General features: G+C 38.4%; 17 protein-coding genes. 13 read left to right on the forward strand and 4 right to left on the reverse strand.

Annotated elements, in window-relative coordinates; genetic code table 11:
* Nucleotides 1-73 precede the first annotated feature (73 nt).
* A complete protein-coding gene (locus IGJ46_RS01680) occupies nt 74-946 on the reverse strand; it encodes a helix-turn-helix domain-containing protein (protein WP_002355307.1) in 873 nt (290 codons plus the stop codon).
* Between the two features lie 119 nt (nt 947-1065).
* On the opposite strand from IGJ46_RS01680, the gene rhaB reads away from it, so the two are divergent.
* The 6 genes from rhaB to IGJ46_RS01710 all read left to right on the forward strand — a co-directional run bounded on the left by rhaB (nt 1066) and on the right by IGJ46_RS01710 (nt 7012).
* Nucleotides 1066-2577, forward strand: a complete 1512-nt coding sequence (gene rhaB, locus IGJ46_RS01685) for a rhamnulokinase (protein ID WP_050590274.1) — start codon at nt 1066-1068, stop codon at nt 2575-2577.
* A complete protein-coding gene (rhaA, locus tag IGJ46_RS01690; RefSeq protein WP_002370212.1) occupies nt 2574-3860 on the forward strand; it encodes an L-rhamnose isomerase in 1287 nt (428 codons plus the stop codon). Before rhaB ends, rhaA begins: the two co-directional genes overlap by 4 nt.
* 27 nt (nt 3861-3887) lie before the next feature.
* Nucleotides 3888-4736: a rhamnulose-1-phosphate aldolase gene (gene rhaD / locus IGJ46_RS01695; protein ID WP_002363003.1), complete on the forward strand. Its 849-nt coding sequence runs from the start codon at nt 3888-3890 to the stop codon at nt 4734-4736.
* Nucleotides 4733-5044 (forward strand): L-rhamnose mutarotase, encoded by a 312-nt coding sequence (gene rhaM, locus IGJ46_RS01700; RefSeq protein ID WP_002361185.1) that lies wholly within the window; start codon nt 4733-4735, stop codon nt 5042-5044. The genes rhaD and rhaM overlap by 4 nt, the downstream gene beginning before the upstream one ends.
* A 251-nt stretch (nt 5045-5295) precedes the next feature.
* A complete protein-coding gene (locus IGJ46_RS01705; protein WP_002358417.1) occupies nt 5296-6174 on the forward strand; it encodes an AraC family transcriptional regulator in 879 nt (292 codons plus the stop codon).
* A gap of 1 nt (nt 6175) precedes the next feature.
* Nucleotides 6176-7012, forward strand: coding sequence for a sugar phosphate isomerase/epimerase family protein (locus IGJ46_RS01710; RefSeq protein WP_002355313.1), 837 nt, complete (start codon nt 6176-6178; stop codon nt 7010-7012).
* A gap of 83 nt (nt 7013-7095) precedes the next feature.
* On the opposite strand, the gene IGJ46_RS01715 is transcribed toward IGJ46_RS01710, so the two are convergent.
* Both IGJ46_RS01715 and IGJ46_RS01720 read right to left on the reverse strand, forming a co-directional pair.
* A complete protein-coding gene (locus IGJ46_RS01715; RefSeq protein WP_002355314.1) occupies nt 7096-7296 on the reverse strand; it encodes a hypothetical protein in 201 nt (66 codons plus the stop codon).
* A 106-nt stretch (nt 7297-7402) separates the two neighbouring features.
* A complete protein-coding gene (locus tag IGJ46_RS01720) occupies nt 7403-8884 on the reverse strand; it encodes a peptide MFS transporter (protein WP_002355315.1) in 1482 nt (493 codons plus the stop codon).
* Between the two features lie 817 nt (nt 8885-9701).
* On the opposite strand from IGJ46_RS01720, the gene IGJ46_RS01725 reads away from it, so the two are divergent.
* Complete coding sequence (locus IGJ46_RS01725; protein WP_002355317.1) at nt 9702-10301, forward strand: LysM peptidoglycan-binding domain-containing protein; 600 nt, start codon at nt 9702-9704, stop codon at nt 10299-10301.
* Nucleotides 10302-10370: 69 nt separating this feature from the next.
* Here IGJ46_RS01725 and IGJ46_RS01730 read toward each other — a convergent pair whose 3' ends face one another.
* Nucleotides 10371-10751 (reverse strand): PaaI family thioesterase, encoded by a 381-nt coding sequence (locus tag IGJ46_RS01730; protein ID WP_002355318.1) that lies wholly within the window; start codon nt 10749-10751, stop codon nt 10371-10373.
* A gap of 110 nt (nt 10752-10861) precedes the next feature.
* Here IGJ46_RS01730 and menB point away from each other — a divergent pair, with 110 nt between their 5' ends.
* Genes menB through menC form a run of 6 tightly spaced genes read left to right on the forward strand, consistent with a single transcriptional unit; the run spans nt 10862 to nt 18206 of the window.
* On the forward strand, nt 10862-11731 hold the full coding sequence (gene menB, locus IGJ46_RS01735) for a 1,4-dihydroxy-2-naphthoyl-CoA synthase (protein WP_002391106.1): 870 nt from the start codon (nt 10862-10864) through the stop codon (nt 11729-11731).
* Nucleotides 11732-11735: 4 nt separating this feature from the next.
* The gene (locus tag IGJ46_RS01740; RefSeq protein ID WP_002410466.1) at nt 11736-13193 is read left to right on the forward strand and encodes an o-succinylbenzoate--CoA ligase; all 1458 of its coding nucleotides are present in this window, start codon (nt 11736-11738) and stop codon (nt 13191-13193) included.
* The gene (locus IGJ46_RS01745; RefSeq protein WP_002364946.1) at nt 13190-14557 is read left to right on the forward strand and encodes an isochorismate synthase; all 1368 of its coding nucleotides are present in this window, start codon (nt 13190-13192) and stop codon (nt 14555-14557) included. The genes IGJ46_RS01740 and IGJ46_RS01745 overlap by 4 nt, the downstream gene beginning before the upstream one ends.
* Nucleotides 14557-16290 (forward strand): 2-succinyl-5-enolpyruvyl-6-hydroxy-3-cyclohexene-1-carboxylic-acid synthase, encoded by a 1734-nt coding sequence (gene menD, locus IGJ46_RS01750; protein WP_218391395.1) that lies wholly within the window; start codon nt 14557-14559, stop codon nt 16288-16290. The genes IGJ46_RS01745 and menD overlap by 1 nt, the downstream gene beginning before the upstream one ends.
* On the forward strand, nt 16278-17102 hold the full coding sequence (gene menH / locus IGJ46_RS01755) for a 2-succinyl-6-hydroxy-2,4-cyclohexadiene-1-carboxylate synthase (protein ID WP_218391397.1): 825 nt from the start codon (nt 16278-16280) through the stop codon (nt 17100-17102). The genes menD and menH overlap by 13 nt, the downstream gene beginning before the upstream one ends.
* Nucleotides 17103-18206 (forward strand): o-succinylbenzoate synthase, encoded by a 1104-nt coding sequence (gene menC / locus IGJ46_RS01760; protein WP_002373222.1) that lies wholly within the window; start codon nt 17103-17105, stop codon nt 18204-18206.
* Nucleotides 18207-18211 lie beyond the last annotated feature (5 nt).

Here is an 18211-nt window from a genome sequence, read left to right on the forward strand (position 1 = left end):
TATAAAATATTGAGTTTAGGAGGCATAGAAATAAAAAATCTCTCTATGACGTTATGTGTCATAGAGAGATTTTTTAGAAGCCACTTTTACGGTATTGACTAGGAGTTAATCCAGTTCGCTTTTTAAATAATCGACTAAAGTAGGCATAGTTTTCTAAACCAACATCTACAGCAATTTCTTTCACTGTTTGATTAGAATAGCGTAGTAAATCTTTTGAATAAGAAATTTTTTTACTAATTTGATATTTAATTGGCGGTAATCCAATGTATTTGGAGAACTCTTTGTTCAATTGATATTTATTTAAATGAAAGAGTTGAGCCAAGTCTTCTAAAGAAATTGTTTCTTTGAAATGTTGATCAATGTAAGCTTTCATTTCCAAAACCAATGATGGAATCGTTTCGTAGGTAAAGTCTTGACGATACTTTTGCAACAATAATTCGTTCAGTAATTGATGAATTAAAACGGAAGACTGGTAATCAGTTTGCGCATGTTGTAAATCTTGTAATTGTAATAGCTGCTGAATGATTAAATGAATAGGATTATCTTCTGGAAGCTGATTAGTGGAGAAAACTGGTGAACCATTTTTCATAAATTCTTGGAAAAAAGCACCAGAATTTCCTCCTTCAAAATGAATCCAGTCCATTTCCCAAGGATCTTCGCTGGTTGCTTGATAGTATTGATAATCCCGACAGTCAATAAAGAATAAATCACCTCTCTGTAAGCTGTATGTATGATAACGATAGCGTAATTCCCCAGTACCATTTAGCGTGAATTTAATTAAGTATGATGGTAAATGTGCCCGCTCCGTATAATAAGGGCGCGAGGCTTTAAACTGTCCAATTTCCTGTATGTAATAAAAAAGTGTGCGACTTTTGCTGCTAGGTGTCAAAATATGTCGCTTAGAATCGTCTGACCAAGAGTAGTCGGCTTTTTCCCAATAATCCATAAGAACCTCCTAATTACCAAGATAGTACAATTATATCTCAAAATTGTGAGAGGTGAAAGCGCTATTTTTTGTTTATGATGAATACATAAAGTTAGTCTAACGTACAAAAAATAAAAATAGTGAAAGGATTGACAACTATCAACAAAGTGAAAAAAGAACAAGTTGAAAAACGAACCTATTTAGCGGTTGATATTGGCGCTTCTAGCGGTCGCATAATGAAAAGTCAACGCTTAGCGAATGGTCAGATAACAATAGAAGAAATTCATCGTTTTAAAAATGGTTTTCATCAAAAAGATGGGTATCAGCGTTGGGATATGGCTAGTTTAGTTCATGAGTTACTGCTTGGTCTGCAAAAAGTTAAACAATTAGGTATCAAGGAATGCTTTATTGGAATTGATACTTGGGGTGTTGACTATTGTCTGCTGGATCAATCTGGACAACTTTTGGACGAACCGATTGCTTATCGAGATGGACGGACAGAAGCAGCTGTAACAAATTTTTCAAAAGGCTATTCATTAGAAAAATTGTACCAACAAACGGGGATTCAAGTTCAGCCTTTTAATACCATTTTTCAGTTATTTGTAGAGGAAAAGGAACGTTTGGCTGCAGCCAGCCAATTGTTGTTAATCCCTGATTACTTAGGTTATGTCTTTACTGGAAAAGCAGTCATCGAAGCAACCAACGCTTCCACCACGCAACTGTTGAATGCTGGAACGAAACAATGGGAAAGTGAATTACTGGATTTCCTAGGAATTGATGAAACACTATTTCCAACATTAGTAGAGCCGGGCACGATTTTAGGCGACCTGCAAACAGCGGCTTTTCCAGACTATGATTTACCAAATGCAACGTTGATTACGATAGCTAGTCATGATACAGCTTCAGCAATTTTAGGTACGCCAGGCATTGGCGATGACTGGGCGTACATTAGCAGTGGTACTTGGTCTTTATTAGGCATTGAAACGACTGTTACAACAATTTCTGCTGAAGCTTTCCAAGAAAATTACACGAATGAATGGGGCGCCCAGAACACAATTCGTTTCTTAAAAAATATTATGGGTATGTGGCTAATTCAAGAAGTGGCACGGCACCAAAACTACCAATATAGATATGCTGAATTGGCCGCCTTAGCTGAAAAAGAACCAGCATTTCAACAATTTATTGATGTAAATGATCCTCGTTTTTTAAATCCGGGAAATATGATTACTGAATTACAAGCCTATTGCCGTGAAACACAACAAACAGTTCCTGAAAGCCCTGGTGAACTCGCTCGTTGTATTTATGATAATTTAGCATTGTGTTACAGCGTAGAACTAGAAAAATTAGCTCAATTAACAGGAATCGAACGGAAAATTACAACTTTACATGTTGTCGGTGGTGGTTCCAATAATCGTTTATTGAACCAGCTAACTGCTGATGTTGCTAATGTTACAGTGAAAGCGGGACCTGGGGAAGCAACTGCTTTAGGTAATCTTTTGATGCAGATGATTGCAACAGGTGAACTTAAAGATATTCCAGCAGCTCGTACTTGTATCCAAACATCTTTTCCCACGGAAATCTATCAAGCAAATCCAATTGATTCAACAATAAAAAATCGCTATCAAGCATTTATGAAAAGGAGCTCATTATGACAACCATTACACAAAAATATGAAGAAGCGAAAGAAAAATATGCCAGTATTGGCGTAGATACCGAAGCTGTATTGGAAAAAATGGCTGATGTCAAAATTTCAATGCATGTGTGGCAAGGAGATGATGTGAGAGGCTTCTTAAGTGAGGATGAACTTTCTGGCGGTATTTCAGTTACAGGGAATTATCCAGGCGTTGCTCGAAGTCCCCAGCAACTACGTCAAGATTTAGAAAAAGCGTTTTCTTTAATTCCAGGAAAACACAAATTGAATTTGCATGCTATTTATTTAGACACAGAGGAAAGGGTGGATTTAAACGAACTGGAACCAAAGCATTTTGAACCATGGGTGACTTGGGCAAAAGAAAATGGCTTAGGATTGGACTTTAATCCAACCTTTTTCTCGCATCCAATGTACCGCGATGGCTTTACTTTAGCTCATCCGAATCCGCAAGTTCGAGACTTTTGGATTGAGCATGGGAAACGTTCACGAAGAATTGCTGAATATTTTGGAAGAGAATTAGGACAAGTAGCTGTCAATAACTTTTGGGTGCCAGATGGCTTTAAAGATAACCCAGTTGATCGTTTAACGCCGAGAAAGCGGCTAATGGCTTCGCTAGATGAAATTTTTTCAGAGGAAATTGATCCAGCTTATACAGTCGATGCGGTGGAAAGCAAGCTCTTTGGGATTGGTTCAGAAGCCTATACAGTTGGGTCTCATGAATTTTATATGGGCTACGGTTTAACGCGGAATAAATTAATTTGTTTAGATGCTGGTCATTTTCATCCAACAGAAGTGATTTCTAATAAGTTATCTTCATTATCCTTATTTGGCGAAGGAATGCTATTACATGTCAGTCGTCCAGTTCGCTGGGATAGTGACCACGTTGTCATTATGGATGATGAATTGCAAGAAATTGCCAAGGAGTTAGTTCGCAATGATTTATTAGGAAAAACACACGTGGGCTTAGATTTCTTTGATGCCACAATCAATCGTGTTGCCGCTTGGGTGATTGGCACCCGCAATACACAAAAAGCGTTAATGAAAGCGATGCTTGAGCCAACAAACGTTTTAAAAGAAGCTGAATTGATAGGAGATTTTACCACACGTTTAGCCTTAACGGAAGAGTTAAAAGACTTTCCATTTGCCGATATCTGGAACTACTACTGTCAAGAAAATCACGTACCTATCGGCTTAGATTGGTTAACGGATGTTCAAGAATACGAAAAAGTGATTTTACCAACTCGTCAATTGCCAACAGGTAAAGATAGTTGTCGTTTTTCATAAAATTAACAAACGAGAGGAACTTCTAAAATGAAAAAAATGAACGTGTTACAAGCACCATTTGTGGAAGAAATGGTCAAAACGACCAAAAATTTATATCGTTTAGGTTGGGATGAACGAAATGGCGGAAATATTTCGTATTTATTAAAAGAGGAGGAGATTTTACCTTTTCTAAATCCAACACAAGTGCTCCGAAAGATTCCAATGAAATTTGATGCAACGAAATTAGCAGGAAAATATTTTATCGTGACAGGCTCAGGAAAATATTTTAAAAATGTCTGTGATGCACCAAGCGAAAACTTAGGGATTTTACGAGTTAGTGAAAATGGTCAAGAATTAGAACTATTGTGGGGCTTAGAAGATGAAGCTGTGCCAACGAGTGAATTACCTAGTCATTTTATGAGCCATATTGCTCGTTTAGCTGTTGATCCAGAAAATCGCATTGTCATGCATAATCATGCGAGTCATTTATTAGCAATGAGTTTTACTCACGAATTAGATGAAAAAGTCTTTACTAGAACATTATGGCAAATGTGTACCGAATGTTTAGTAGTATTTCCAGACGGTGTTGGTATTATTCCGTGGTTGGTTCCTGGAACGAATGAAATTGGTGTAGCAACGGCTGAAAAAATGAAAGAATCTCGTTTAGTTTTATGGCCGCAACATGGTATTTATGGTACTGGCCGTGATATGGATGAAGTATTTGGTTTAATTGAAACTGCCGAAAAAGCCGCTGAAGTGTACACTTATGTTTGTGCGCAAGGAGGCGTTCGCCAAACAATTTCAGATGCAGATTTATGGCGCTTAGCAGAAGCGTTTGGTGTGACACCGAAAGTTGGCTATTTGGAAGAGAAAGTATCAAAACGGAGAAAGCTATGATAAAAAAAGCCTTTTGTATGCAAGTATATCCTGATCAACATGCCGAATATCAACGACGTCATGAGAAGTTATGGCCAGAAATGCGTCAAATGCTGAAAGAACATGGGGTAATTAAGTATCAAATTTTTTTAAATCCTGAAACCAGTACACTTTTTGGTTATTTAGAAATAGAAGATGAAGCTCGCTGGGAGCAAATAGCACTGACACCAATCAATCAAAAATGGTGGAACTATATGGAAGATATTATGGAAACAAATCCTGATTGCTCGCCGGTGACGGCTGAATTAAAAAAAGTTTTTGAACTATAATTTAAAATAGAACAGTTTGTTATAGTGAATCGTATGATTGTACACAAAACAACTTACTTGAGTAGAGTTGATTTCAAGGGATTGTTCTAGAACTTACAAAGAAAGCCTTTGTGGTAACGGCTGTTCCAGAAAGAAATAAATTGTACCAACATTAGCTGTAACTGTTTATTCAAAAAATAGTTAACTTCTAAAAAAAGAGGTGAATCTTGTTGAAGAGTGTAAAAGAAATCCGGAAATCACAAGTAAATAGTATGATTTCAGATCAATATGAGATCTTTCATGTAAAAGATATGGTTAGTCCAGAAAAAACCATCTATCATTACCACGATTTTTATGAAGTCCATTGTACGTTAAAAGGGGTAGCAACGTTCTTTTTAGATGGACATCAATTTGATGTTGAAGCAGGGACCGTTTTACTCATTCATTATCATGATTTACATCGAATTATTAAGCAGAGTACTGATGATTTTGAACGGATGTATATTTTTTTAACACCTGATTTTTTACAACAACGATCTAGTAAACGGACAAACTTGTCTGCTTGTTTTCAACATTTTGGTCAGCGTCGTAGTAAAGTTATCAAAGTGGATGTAGCAAAATTAGCAAACTACTTGACCCCGTTAGATCATTCTCCTTTGCCAGAAGAATATGGTGCGGATGTTCGTTATGAACAACAACTGTTAGACTTTTTAATTTACTTAAATCAATTAGTTCTGAAAGAAGAGAATGAGAGCCAACCAAAACAAATGATTGAAAATGAACGAATTGAAGCAATGATTACCTACATTTCTCAAAATTTGGATCAACCATTAACCTTAGAACAGATGGAAAAAAATTTTTTTGTGACTAAGTATTATGTAACGCGGGAATTTAAGAAACATACAGGATTTACTTTCCATCAATTTGTGCTGAAAAAGAAACTACTTTACGCTAAACAGTTATTAAAAGAATATCGCAGTGCTAGTGATGTTTACCTGAAATGTGGATTTAAATCATATCCACACTTTTTGAAGTCCTTTAAAAAAGAGTTTAATATGACACCAAAAGAATTTTTGGTGCAACATAAGAATAATCAGATCATTCATTTTGATCATTACGAAGAATCTATCAAGAAAGTGAGGCTTGAATAAAATGTTGACACTTGCAGTACGTGCCCATGATGTTGGCACCAAAATATCTCCTGTGGAATTGGCTAAAAAAATTGCTGAAACGAACATAACTTCAATTCAATTTGCCTTAGGTATTTCTTATCCAGAATATGCAAGTGCTGCTGTTCTATCTCCAGGACTAGGAAGTCAATTGAAGAATATTTTCGAAGATGAAAAGATTACGATTAGTGTCCTAAGTTGTTATATTAATCTGATTCATCCAGATTTAGAAGAGCGAGAAAAACGACTGCATCAATTTGAAACATACATTCGTTACGCTTCAATGTTTGGGGCAAAAATCGTTGCAACTGAAACAGGCAGTATATATGAAACGATTTATTACACTGAAGATAATTATACAGAAGAAGCCTACGAAGAAGTTTTATTTTCTGTTAGAAGATTATGTCGAGAAGCTGAAAAGTATGGGATAATTGTTGGGATTGAACCAGGAATCAATCATCCAATTCATACAATTGAAAAAATGCAACGATTGATTGACGAGGTTGCTTCAACTAATTTAGGCATTATTTTGGATCCTACCAACTTAATTCGAGTGGATATAGATAAAACGTATTTGGAAATAGTAGAAGAAGCGTTTGAGTGTTTTGGTGAAAAAATCGTTGCTTTTCATTTGAAAGATTTCATTATAAGAAATCAGCAGATATTTCCGGTAGCCATTGGCGAAGGGCAGGTACCTCTTAAAGAAACCATTCAATTTTTGAATAAACATAAGCCCGGACTGTTCACTATTTTTGAGGAAACACCATTTGAAAAAATAGCAAGTGCCTATCAAAAAGTTTCGCAATATCATTCCATTTAGATAAAAATGTGCAACAAAAAACATCTCGATTTTTTGAGATGTTTTTCGTTGCTTAATAAGACAAAATATAAAATATACTTGCCTTAAAAACTCACATAAAAGAAAGAAGCAATCGCCACAGCAAATGAAATAATAGCAAACACTAAACTACTCCATAGTCCTAACAGAATAAATGGTGAGGTTCTTTTGCCGCCCTCTTTCTTTAAGTAGGAAAATGTCCGTCCAGTAACAATGAATTGCCAGATACTAATCAATAAAAAAATACCGCCAATTAAGTAACGCATGTCCTCGTCCTCCTTCTATTTAGTATACCACTTGATGAAAACGTTATCAAAACGCTGTATAAAAAAGTTGCCTTTCAAAAAAGAGAAAGGCAACTTTTTTGACGGTTTAACGGACGTCACCCATTAAGTTTTGGATTGGTTTTTTCACAATGAATAAGAGAATCCCAGCAACGACAGCTACAAGTCCGACAATCCCAAAATATGCTGACTCTGTTCCAGGTGTATAGAAACGAGCAATTTGAGCGTTAATGGCTTGTGAAGCGGCATCTGCTAATAACCAAATAGCAACGGTTTGAGCTTCGAAAGCTTTCGGTGCTAATTTTGTAGTAATCGATAAGCCAACGGGAGATAAACACATTTCTCCGACAATCATAATGAAGAAACTAAAGAATAACCAAAGTGGACTAACCCGTCCTTCGGTACCATAAAGTAGACCTGGCAACATTAATAAGACGAAGGAAAGACCAGCAAAGACTAGCCCTAGTGAAAACTTCACAACGGTTGATGGTTGACGTTTACCTAGTTTTGTCCATAATGTAACAAAAATAGGGGTCAAAATAACTACGAATACAGGATTTAATGATTGGAACCAGCTAGCGGCAATCGGGAAGCCAAACAAACTCGTTTGCGTCCGTTCATTTGCAAATAGAGCAAGAATAGACGAACCTTGTTCTTCCAATGACCAGAAAACAATTGCTGCTAAGAATAATGGCAAGTAAGCCAGAACTTTTGGTTTTTCTTCAGCAGTGACATCTTTAGACGTTAACATTTTGCTGAAATAATAAACAGGTAACAGGATTCCTAACACGCTGATGGTATTAATAAAGAAATCAATTGTTAAATGTCCTGTGACATAGGCGCCACCAAAAATAAGTAAAGCAACGACAATTGCCAACATAAATGCTTTAGCAAATTTCTTTTGCTCTTCTTTAGACATTGGATTAGTTGGGGCTTGACCAATCCCAGCAAGAGATTTACGTCCTTGGAAATAATATTGTAGTAGCCCGAAGAACATCCCTACTGCGGCAACGGAAAAGCCTAAATGATAATTATATTCTTGTCCTAAAGTTCCGACAACAAGGGGAGCGATTAAGGCTCCGATATTAATCCCCATGTAAAAAATGGAGAAGCCTGCATCTCTACGTAAGTCAGTTTTTGAATAAAGATGGCCAACCATCCCTGAAACGTTTGGTTTTAACATCCCAGTCCCAAATACAATTAACATAATAGAAACGAATAAGGCGGGGACACCAAATGGGGTAGCTAGAACAATATGTCCAGCAATGATTAACAAACCACCAATAAAAACAGTTTTCCTTGAACCTAAGACACGGTCAGAGACCCAACCGCCAATGATACTGGACATGAAAACCATTGATCCATAAATGGACATGATGGCTAAGGCAGTTGCTTTGGGGAGACCTAAACCGCCATTGGCTACGGTATCGTAAATGTAATACATTAGAATAGCACGCATGCCGTAGTAACTGAAACGTTCCCACATTTCTGTGAAGAACAGTGTTGCTAGTCCTTTCGGTTGTCCCAGAAAGGATTTGTCTAATTTCTCAAGTTGTTCTTTGTCACTCATAGATAAAACTCCAATTCTTATAATATTCAGAATATTTGATAATAAAATGACTTAAATGTAGATTCATATATTTTATTACTCATAGATTGGAAAATAGAAAGAGAAAAAACTGATTATGTTTTTAAATAACAAGCGTTCGAGCGATTGTTTGTTTTTTATTCGTGAATTATGATAAAAATGAATATTTATTCTGCTTTATTTTCAATACTTTGTTTTCATAGTTGCTTTAGCTGTTCCTTTTTTGAATAAGATTAAAATGAATAAATAACAAGCAAAATATAAGATTTTTTTGTTTAACTCTTTTTGTTTCAATAGGAAGTGCTTAGTGTTTTTTCAGAATTGAAAAATGAATACGACAAAAAAATTATCTATATAATAGAAGGAAAAATAAAAATAGTGAATGATAAAAAAATTCAAAGAAAACACCTGTTCTTTTTAGGCGTGAGTTTTTGAAAAAAACATTCTCATGTCTAGTATATTTAACATTTTGTTACTTTTTGACTGAAACGAATGTAAAAAAACCGACATTTAAGGGCTAATCAAGGGTTAGAAAACGGTTTCTCGAAAATAAAATCCTGTTTTTTTAACTTTTTTTCGCAAAATATAAACAGGATAATATCAAGCTTCCAGCAGCTTTTTATTACAAAATGTAACAAAACCGACATTCTAGTAATAAATTGTCACGAGATATTCACCTACGGCCGGCCATTCGATGATAAAGTATGTGAAGTCGTTTCGATAAAGCGAAGCAGACGTGGTTGTTGCCGAGTGCTAAGAGCAACAATCAAATATTTTTAATTACAAAGGAGAAACATACATGAAATCAATCAAAACGATTTTACTTGGAACAACTTTGGCCGCAGGTTTAGGATTATTCTTAGGAACAGACGCAAACGCAGAAAGCTTATATACAGTTAAAGCAGGAGATACTTTATCAACAATTTCTCATCAATTTGCAGGAGACAATAGCTTAATTCAAAAAATTGCTTCTGATAACAAATTGCCAAACCTTGATTTAATTTTTGAAGGAGAACAATTAGTTATTCGTTCAGAAAAAGAAGTTGCTAATACTCCAGCACCAGCTGTAGAAGTTGCACCAGTTCAACAAGTAGTTGAACAACCTGTTGCACAACCAGTACAACAAGAAGTACAACAACCTGTTGCTCAAGAAGTAGCGCAACCAGCAGCACCTGCCGCAAGCAGTGATGCAAAAGAGTGGATCGCACAACGTGAATCTAGTGGTTCTTACGATGCAACAAACGGTCAGTATATCGGTCGTTACCAATTATCTGCCTCTTATTTAAATGGTGACTATTCACCTGCCAACCAAGAACGCGTGGCAGATCAGTACGTAGCAGGTCGCTATGGTTCATGGGATGCAGCTAAATCATTCTGGTTAGCAAATGGTTGGTACTAAAATTAAATAAACGAAGTAATCTAATTACTTATTAAAAACCATAAACAAAAAAACAGTAACCTGTAAAGATTACTGTTTTTTTTGTCGATTTGTTAAGGTACAACGCCCAACGCTCGTCAATTGGTGGTCTGCGTTATAAATTTTTGCTTCCCAAACTTGAAGGGTCTTTCCCGAGTGATCGGGCGTCGCAATCACGGTAAGGCTACCATCATGGACACTACGAAGATGATTTACTTGTAAGTCTATGCCGACAGCAAAAGTGTTTTCAGGAACGTTTTCGTTCGCACCTAAACTACAGGCAGTTTCAATTAAGACGCCGTTTAAGCCCCCGTGGACAAGGCCATAGGGTTGTTTATGCACGTCTTTTACCGTTAAAGTAAGCTGACATTTCTCAGCAGAAACCTGTTGAATCGTGATGCCTAAATACTCTAAAAGATGAATAGTAATCAGTCCTTTCTAATAAAAGAGAGAATAAAAGGTTTTTTATTTATTATACAGGAATGAAGAAAATTTGAAATAGCCATGTTTTTTCTTAAAATTCAAGCGACTTTTTCTCTAAAGTGCCGATTCTTGTGTATAATAGAAAAGATGAGATTAATGAAGGAGGTTTCCTAATGAGAAACTGGACAACAATTAAAGAATATGATGAAATTTTATTTGAGCAAGCAGGCAAAGTAGCAAAAATTACTATCAACCGCCCGCATGTTCACAACGCATTCACACCAAAAACAGTCATGGAAATGATTGATGCATTCAACATTAGTCGTGATAAAGAAGATGTCGGGGTTATTATTTTAACAGGCGCAGGTGACCAAGCATTCTGTTCTGGTGGCGATCAAAAAGTTCGAGGTAATGGTGGGTACGTTGGCGAAGACAACATTCCACGTTTAAATGTGTTAGATTTACAACGGTTAATCCGTGTCATTCCCAAACCAGTCATCGCAATGGTGAAAGGCTGGTCCATTGGCGGCGGCAATGTTTTACAATTAGTTTGTGATTTAACAATTGCGGCTGAAAATGCTAAGTTTGGGCAAACAGGACCAAATGTCGGTAGCTTTGATGGTGGATACGGCTCAGGTTACTTGGCGCGCGTTATCGGCCATAAAAAAGCGAAAGAAGTTTGGTTTATGTGTAAACAGTATTCTGCTCAAGAAGCTTTAGATATGGGCTGGATTAATACAGTTGTTCCATTGGATCAAGTAGAAGATGTGACAATGGAGTGGGCAGAAGAAATGTTAACCAAAAGCCCGATTGCTTTACGGATGATTAAAGCCTCTTTAAATGCCGATACAGATGGCTTGGCTGGTGTGCAACAATTAGCTGGTGATGCGACACTTCTTTACTATACAATGGCTGAAGCACAAGAAGGCCGAGATGCATTTAAAGAAAAACGGACACCAGATTTCGATCAATTCCCTAAATTCCCATAAACCAATGACTTGGTTAAATAAACAAGTACAAAAACGTCCCGATCATCCTGCTTTTTATTTTCAGGATGAATCTTGGACGTTTTTAGAAGTGCAACAAGAAGTCAGCCATTGGGTAGCCACATATCAACAGGTGCTTGCACCAGAAGAAAAACGTGTGGCTTTATTCAGTAAGAACAGCAAAGAGTTGTATTTTTCAATTCTAGCCTTATGGGAATTGGGGAAAGAGTTATTATTTTTAAATACGCATTTGACACTTGCTGAACTGACTTTTCAGTTAAAAGATGCGCAAGTTAAAACGATTATTGGTGCGCCTGAAACGCAGGCTTTGTTAGAAGAAATTTCTTTTGTCGACGTTCAGCCAATGATTAAAAAACAGCATAGTCTTTCACATCAGGAGTTTCAACAGCCAAGTGACTTAGAGTCGGTGGCTTCTATTATGTATACATCTGGAACTACAGGACAGCCTAAAGGGGTCTTGCAACGGTTTAAAAATCATTTGGCCAGTGCTAGAGGCACTCAAGAAAATATGGGGATTACTGCTGAAGATTGTTGGTTGTGTGCAGTCCCATTATTTCACATTAGCGGATTGTCGATTGTTGTTCGACAACTCGTCTTAGGTTGTAGTATTCGCCTTTACGATAAATTTGATGAACAGCAAGTGACACAAGATTTACAAGAAGGCCGTGGAACCGTCATTTCAGTGGTTGCGACAATGTTGCAACAATTATTGTCTGTCTATCCTGAAGCTGGCTACAGCGCCAGCTTTAAAGGAATGCTATTAGGCGGCGGACCGATTGCTCCGGATAAATTAGCGCAGTGTGAGGAAAAAGGGATTCCAGTCATTCAATCTTACGGGATGACGGAAACGTGTTCGCAAGTTGTTGCCTTGAAATTTGAAGATGCGGCACTGAAAATCGGCTCTGCTGGACAACCGTTAAAAGATATGCAAATCAAAATTGTTGATGAACTAGGACAAGAACAGCCAGAAAAGCAAGTCGGGGAAATTTTACTTAAGGGACCAAACGTTGTTTCAGGTTACCTTAACCAGCGTCAACCTGAAAAATGGACAGCAGATGGTTGGTTTAAAACAGGCGACATGGGCTATTTAGATGCACAAGGTTACCTGTATTTGGTTAGTCGTTTAAGTGAACTCATTATCTCTGGTGGTGAAAATATTTACCCCACTGAGGTTGAACAGGTGTTACAGGCGATAACAGGAATTAAAGCAGCGGCAGTTGTAGGAGAACCAGATGCGCAATGGGGAGCCGTCCCAGTTGCATATGTGATTAGTGACCAAGAAATCACCTTAGCGCAAATTCAAGACCAGTGTTCACGAAAACTGGCAAAATATAAACGACCGAAACGCATTTATTTTTGTCATTCTTTCCCGCAAACAGCAAGTGGAAAGATTGCCAAACATCGTTTCATGACAGAAGAAAGAGAGGCGTTTTTAATCAGATGAAATTGCCTGATGAATTACGACAAGCCTATCAGAAGAATGCCCGTCAGTTCAGTTGGGTTTTTCCATTAGAAACAGAACAAACAGCCTTGGCAATTTTTGCCGCTGGTGAAAAGGCATACCAAGGAGAACGTTTTTTTTGGCAAACGCCGAAAAAAGATTTTGCTTTGGTTGGCTTCGGATATGAAACTATCTTAAAAGGCGCAGAAACAGAAACGCATCAATTGAACAACTTTTTAAAAAAAGAGGCGGCAACTCGTTTTCAAAATATGTCTATTTCTGGTACGGGGGCTCTTCTGTTTGGTGGTTTGCCTTTTGATACAGAACAGACGCCTACTGAGGCCTGGGGAGAGTTAGGGGAAGGTTGGTTTTATCTACCAAGTATTCTATTTACTTTTTCAGGTTCACGTATTTATGGAACGCTGAACTTTTCAGGTTCTAGTGAACAAGAAGTCGAGGAACGTTGGTCGACTTTGGTGGCTCAGTTTGATCGCTTGTTAGCTACCTGTGAGGAGTTGCCAGCTGTAGCGGAAACAAAGATTGACAAGGAAGAAGTTGCCGTGACTGAATGGCTACAAGCTGTCAACGAAACAGTAGCAGTCTTAAGAGAAGATGGCCCTTTAAAAAAAGTGGTTTTGGCTCGACAACTTGCTGTGAGCAGTCCTGAAAAAATTCGAAGTAACCAAGTGCTCGTTAATTTAATGGCACAACAACAAAATACGTATTTGTTTGCTTTAGAAGCCAAAGACACAAGTTTCATTGGTGCAACACCAGAACGACTTCTGTTGGGTACTAAAGAAACGTTTGCGACCGCTTGTATTGCAGGAACCATTAAAACGGGTCAAACACCAGAAGAAACGAAAACTTTAGGAGCACAACTTTTACAAGACCGCAAAAATACCGGAGAACACCAAATTGTGGTGGAACGTTTAGCGAAAGAGTTGGCGAAGATGACGACTTCTGAAAACAGTATTCAAGCACCCATTATTTTGGAAAATCGAGATGTACAACATCTTTATGTGCCAATCTCGGGTCAACGTAAGCCGGGAATTTCGTTCTTGGAAAGTGTGATGCAACTACACCCAACGCCAGCTTTAGGTGGTGAGCCCAAAGAGTTGGCAGTCGAATGGATTCGACAATATGAGCCAGGGAGTCGTGGGTTATATGGTGCGCCAATCGGTTGGATTTCAGGGAATGATGATAGTGGCGAGTTTGCTGTGGCCTTGCGTTCAGGTGTCTTTGCTGGTCAGCAAGGCGTTCTTTATGCAGGTTGTGGTATTGTTGCGGATTCCCAAGCAGAGCTAGAAAGAGAAGAAACGAAAATAAAATTTCAACCGATGTTACGAGGAATTGGAGGGCAGGTTTAATGAATCATCAAGAAACAATGACCGATTATTTAACGGCCTTTATTGAAGGCTTAAAAAATAGTGGGGTTGAACAAGCAGTCATTAGTCCAGGGTCCCGTTCCACACCACTGGCTTTATTACTTCATCGGGAAACCGCAATCCAAACTTTTGTCGATGTCGATGAACGTTCCGCTGCTTTTTTTGCTTTAGGATTAAGTAAAGCGAGTCAAAAACCAGTGGTCTTACTTTGTACCTCTGGAACAGCAGCTGCAAACTATTATCCAGCAATTTGTGAAGCCAATATTAGCCATGTGCCTTTAGTCGTTTTAACAACGGATCGGCCGCATGAGTTACGTCAAGTTGGTGCTCCTCAAGCCATGGACCAATTACAAATGTATCAAAATCACGTGAAATTATTTGTTGAAATGGCTTTGCCAGAAGCAACAGAAGAGATGTTGAATTACGCCTATTGGCAAGGCGCTAAAGGAGCAGCTTTCGCGCAACAAACGCCTGCAGCACCTGTTCATTTGAATTTTCCTTTGCGGGAACCATTATTACCTGACTTAGAGAGAAAAACAAAGAGTTCTCAACAAACGGCTTTATTCGCTGGTCAATCAATCCTTTCTACAGAACAAGTGCAACAGTTAGCGGATCAATGGTACCAGAAAAACGGCGTTTTGGTTGTCGGTGGCAGTCATACAGAGGAAGAAGCGGCGTTATTTATTCAATTAGCCGAAGCTTTGCAATGGCCGTTACTAGCGGATCCTTTAGCAAACATTGTGACACATGGGCAAAATAGTGAAGTTGTTATTGCACACAGTGATCTGTTTCTAAATGTGGCGACCTTGCCACAAGAACCAGAAGTGGTAGTGCGTTTTGGTTCGCTGCCAATTTCTAAAAACATCATGTTATGGTTGAAACGCTTAGCAACGACAGAGACTGCTTTTTATTTTGTGGACGAAAATGGGCAATGGCAAGAGCAATTGAAAAAATCACAAACCGTTATTCAGGCAAAGGAAACCACGTTTGTAGAACAACTACTAACGGTTGTCAAACCAACAGAAGCGACTTGGTTAGCACAATGGCTCCTGCTGGAAAAAACGGTCTCTGAAGTTCTTCTAGAAACGCTGAACGCGACAGAATTAAATGAAACAACAGCCAGCTTAGCTGTTCACCAAACGATGAAAGAGAACGGTCAGTTATTTGTATCTAATAGTATGGCTATCCGCTACTTAGATCGATTTATGGATAGTCGCCCTTATCGGATGTTTGGAAATCGCGGCATCAACGGGATTGATGGGATTATTTCAACTGCTTTAGGAATGAGTGCCGTAGCACCGACACAGCAAAACGTTCTACTGATTGGTGATTTAGCGCTATATCATGATATGAATGGTTTATTTTTGGCTAAACGTTATCAGTTGCCGTTAACAATTGTTTTATTAAATAACAATGGTGGCGGGATTTTCTCTTTTCTATCTCAACGAACTTTACGTGAGGACGATTTCGAGCCTTTATTTGGAACACCGCTTGATTTAGATTTTTCGTTAGTTGCTGAACTTTACGGTGCTTCGTATCAAGAAGTCAAAACAATCGCGGAGCTCAAGCAAATTTTACAAGCAGCGGCTGAAGAACCACAATTTCAAGTGATAGAAGTCAAAGGAAATCGCCAAGAGAATGTTCATTTGTACGAATCAATTTTAGCTGAAATTGGTAGACGAGTAGAAAGACAGGGGATTTCATGGAACGGTTAATTCGGGGGATGCAGTACCATTATCAATGGTTAACACCTTTTGATGCAAAGCGAACGACAGTAGTCTGTTTACACGGTTTCACAGGAACGTTAGCCACGTTTGCAGCCGTTTTTCCCAGTCAAACACCTTATAACGTTTTAGGCATTGATTTACCTGGGCATGGCGCGACTGCTAGTTTGGTAGCACCAGAGCGTTATACCATGAAACAGGTTTGCCATGATCTTGCTGAACTAACCGAATCGCTAAATTTGCCTTGCTTTTGTTTATTAGGCTATTCAATGGGCGCTCGAACAGCTTTAGGTTTTGCATTACATTATCCACAAAAGGTACAGCATCTTTTATTGGAAAGTGGGTCACCAGGTTTGGCCACCGTCGCAGAACGTCAGACTCGTATCTGTCAAGATCATCGTTTGGCGGAACGTCTCTTAGAGGAACCGCTGGTGGATTTTATTGATTTTTGGCAAGAATTACCGTTATTTCAAACGCAAAAAGCCTTGTCTGTGGCACAGCAAATGGCCATTCGTCAGGAACGTTTGAGCCAATCGGCCTTTGGATTGGCTAGTAGTTTGTGGTATATGGGCACAGGAGCGCAAGAGAGTTACTGGGAACGTCTAGCAGAATTGCAGCCGATTCCTACCGATTTATTGGTAGGCGGCGAAGATCAAAAATTTATTGGAATTGCGAAAAAAATGCAGGTACGTCAACCGTTGTTGAGGCTGACAATTTTTCCTGAAGCAGGACATTGTATCCATTTAGAACAACCAACGATTTTCTATGAAAAGGTGACAGCGTTATTGGAAGGAGCTATCTGAATGAACATTCAATCAATTGAAACCTATCAGGTTCGTTTGCCTTTAAAAACGCCGTTTGTCACGAGCTATGGTCGCCTGGAAGAAAAAGCGTTTGATCTATTTGTAATAACAGATGAGCAAGGAAATCAAGGGTTTGGCGAATTAGTGGCTTTTGAGCAACCTGATTATGTGCAAGAAACGTTGGTAACCGAACGCTTCATCATCCAACAGCATTTAATTCCGTTACTTTTAACAGAAGCGATTGAACAGCCGCAAGAGGTTTCAACAATTTTTGAAGAAGTTAAAGGACATTGGATGGGAAAAGCTGCGTTAGAAACTGCCATCTGGGATTTATATGCCAAACGGCAACAGAAGAGTTTAACTGAATTTTTTGGACCAACGCGGAGGAAAATTCCTGTAGGGATTAGTTTAGGGATTCAAGAAGACTTACCTCAATTGCTTAAACAAGTTCAGTTAGCTGTAGAAAAAGGGTATCAACGAGTGAAGCTGAAAATTCGTCCCGGTTATGATGTGGAACCTGTTGCTTTGATTCGTCAGCATTTTCCTAACTTGCCTTTAATGGTCGATGCAAATTCAGCGTATACATTGGCAGATTTGCCTCAATTGCAACGTTTAGATCACTATCAATTAGCGATGATTGAACAGCCTTTTGCTGCAGATGATTTTTTAGACCACGCACAATTACAAAGAGAACTGAAGACAAGAATTTGTTTGGATGAAAATATTCGTAGTCTCAAAGACTGCCAAGTGGCGTTAGCATTGGGCAGTTGCCGTAGTATCAATTTGAAGATTCCTCGTGTAGGTGGGATTCACGAGGCGTTGAAGATTGCCACATTTTGCCAAGAAAATGATTTATTGGTTTGGTTAGGTGGCATGTTTGAGTCTGGTGTTGGTCGCGCATTGAATTTGCAATTTGCGTCACAGCCTACCTTTTCCTTTCCAGGTGATATTTCAGCAACGGAACGCTATTTTTATGAAGATATCATCACGGAACCTTTTATTTTAGAGCAAGGGACAATGACCGTGCCTCAGGGACTTGGTATTGGTGTTACACTTTCCCAGACGAATTTGCTAAAATACAGTCAGTATCAAAAAATCATGTAATGATA

Origin of the sequence: Enterococcus sp. AZ120, from assembly GCF_050546165.1 — a bacterium.
In the GTDB taxonomy this organism is placed as follows: Bacteria; Bacillota; Bacilli; order Lactobacillales; family Enterococcaceae; genus Enterococcus; species Enterococcus faecalis.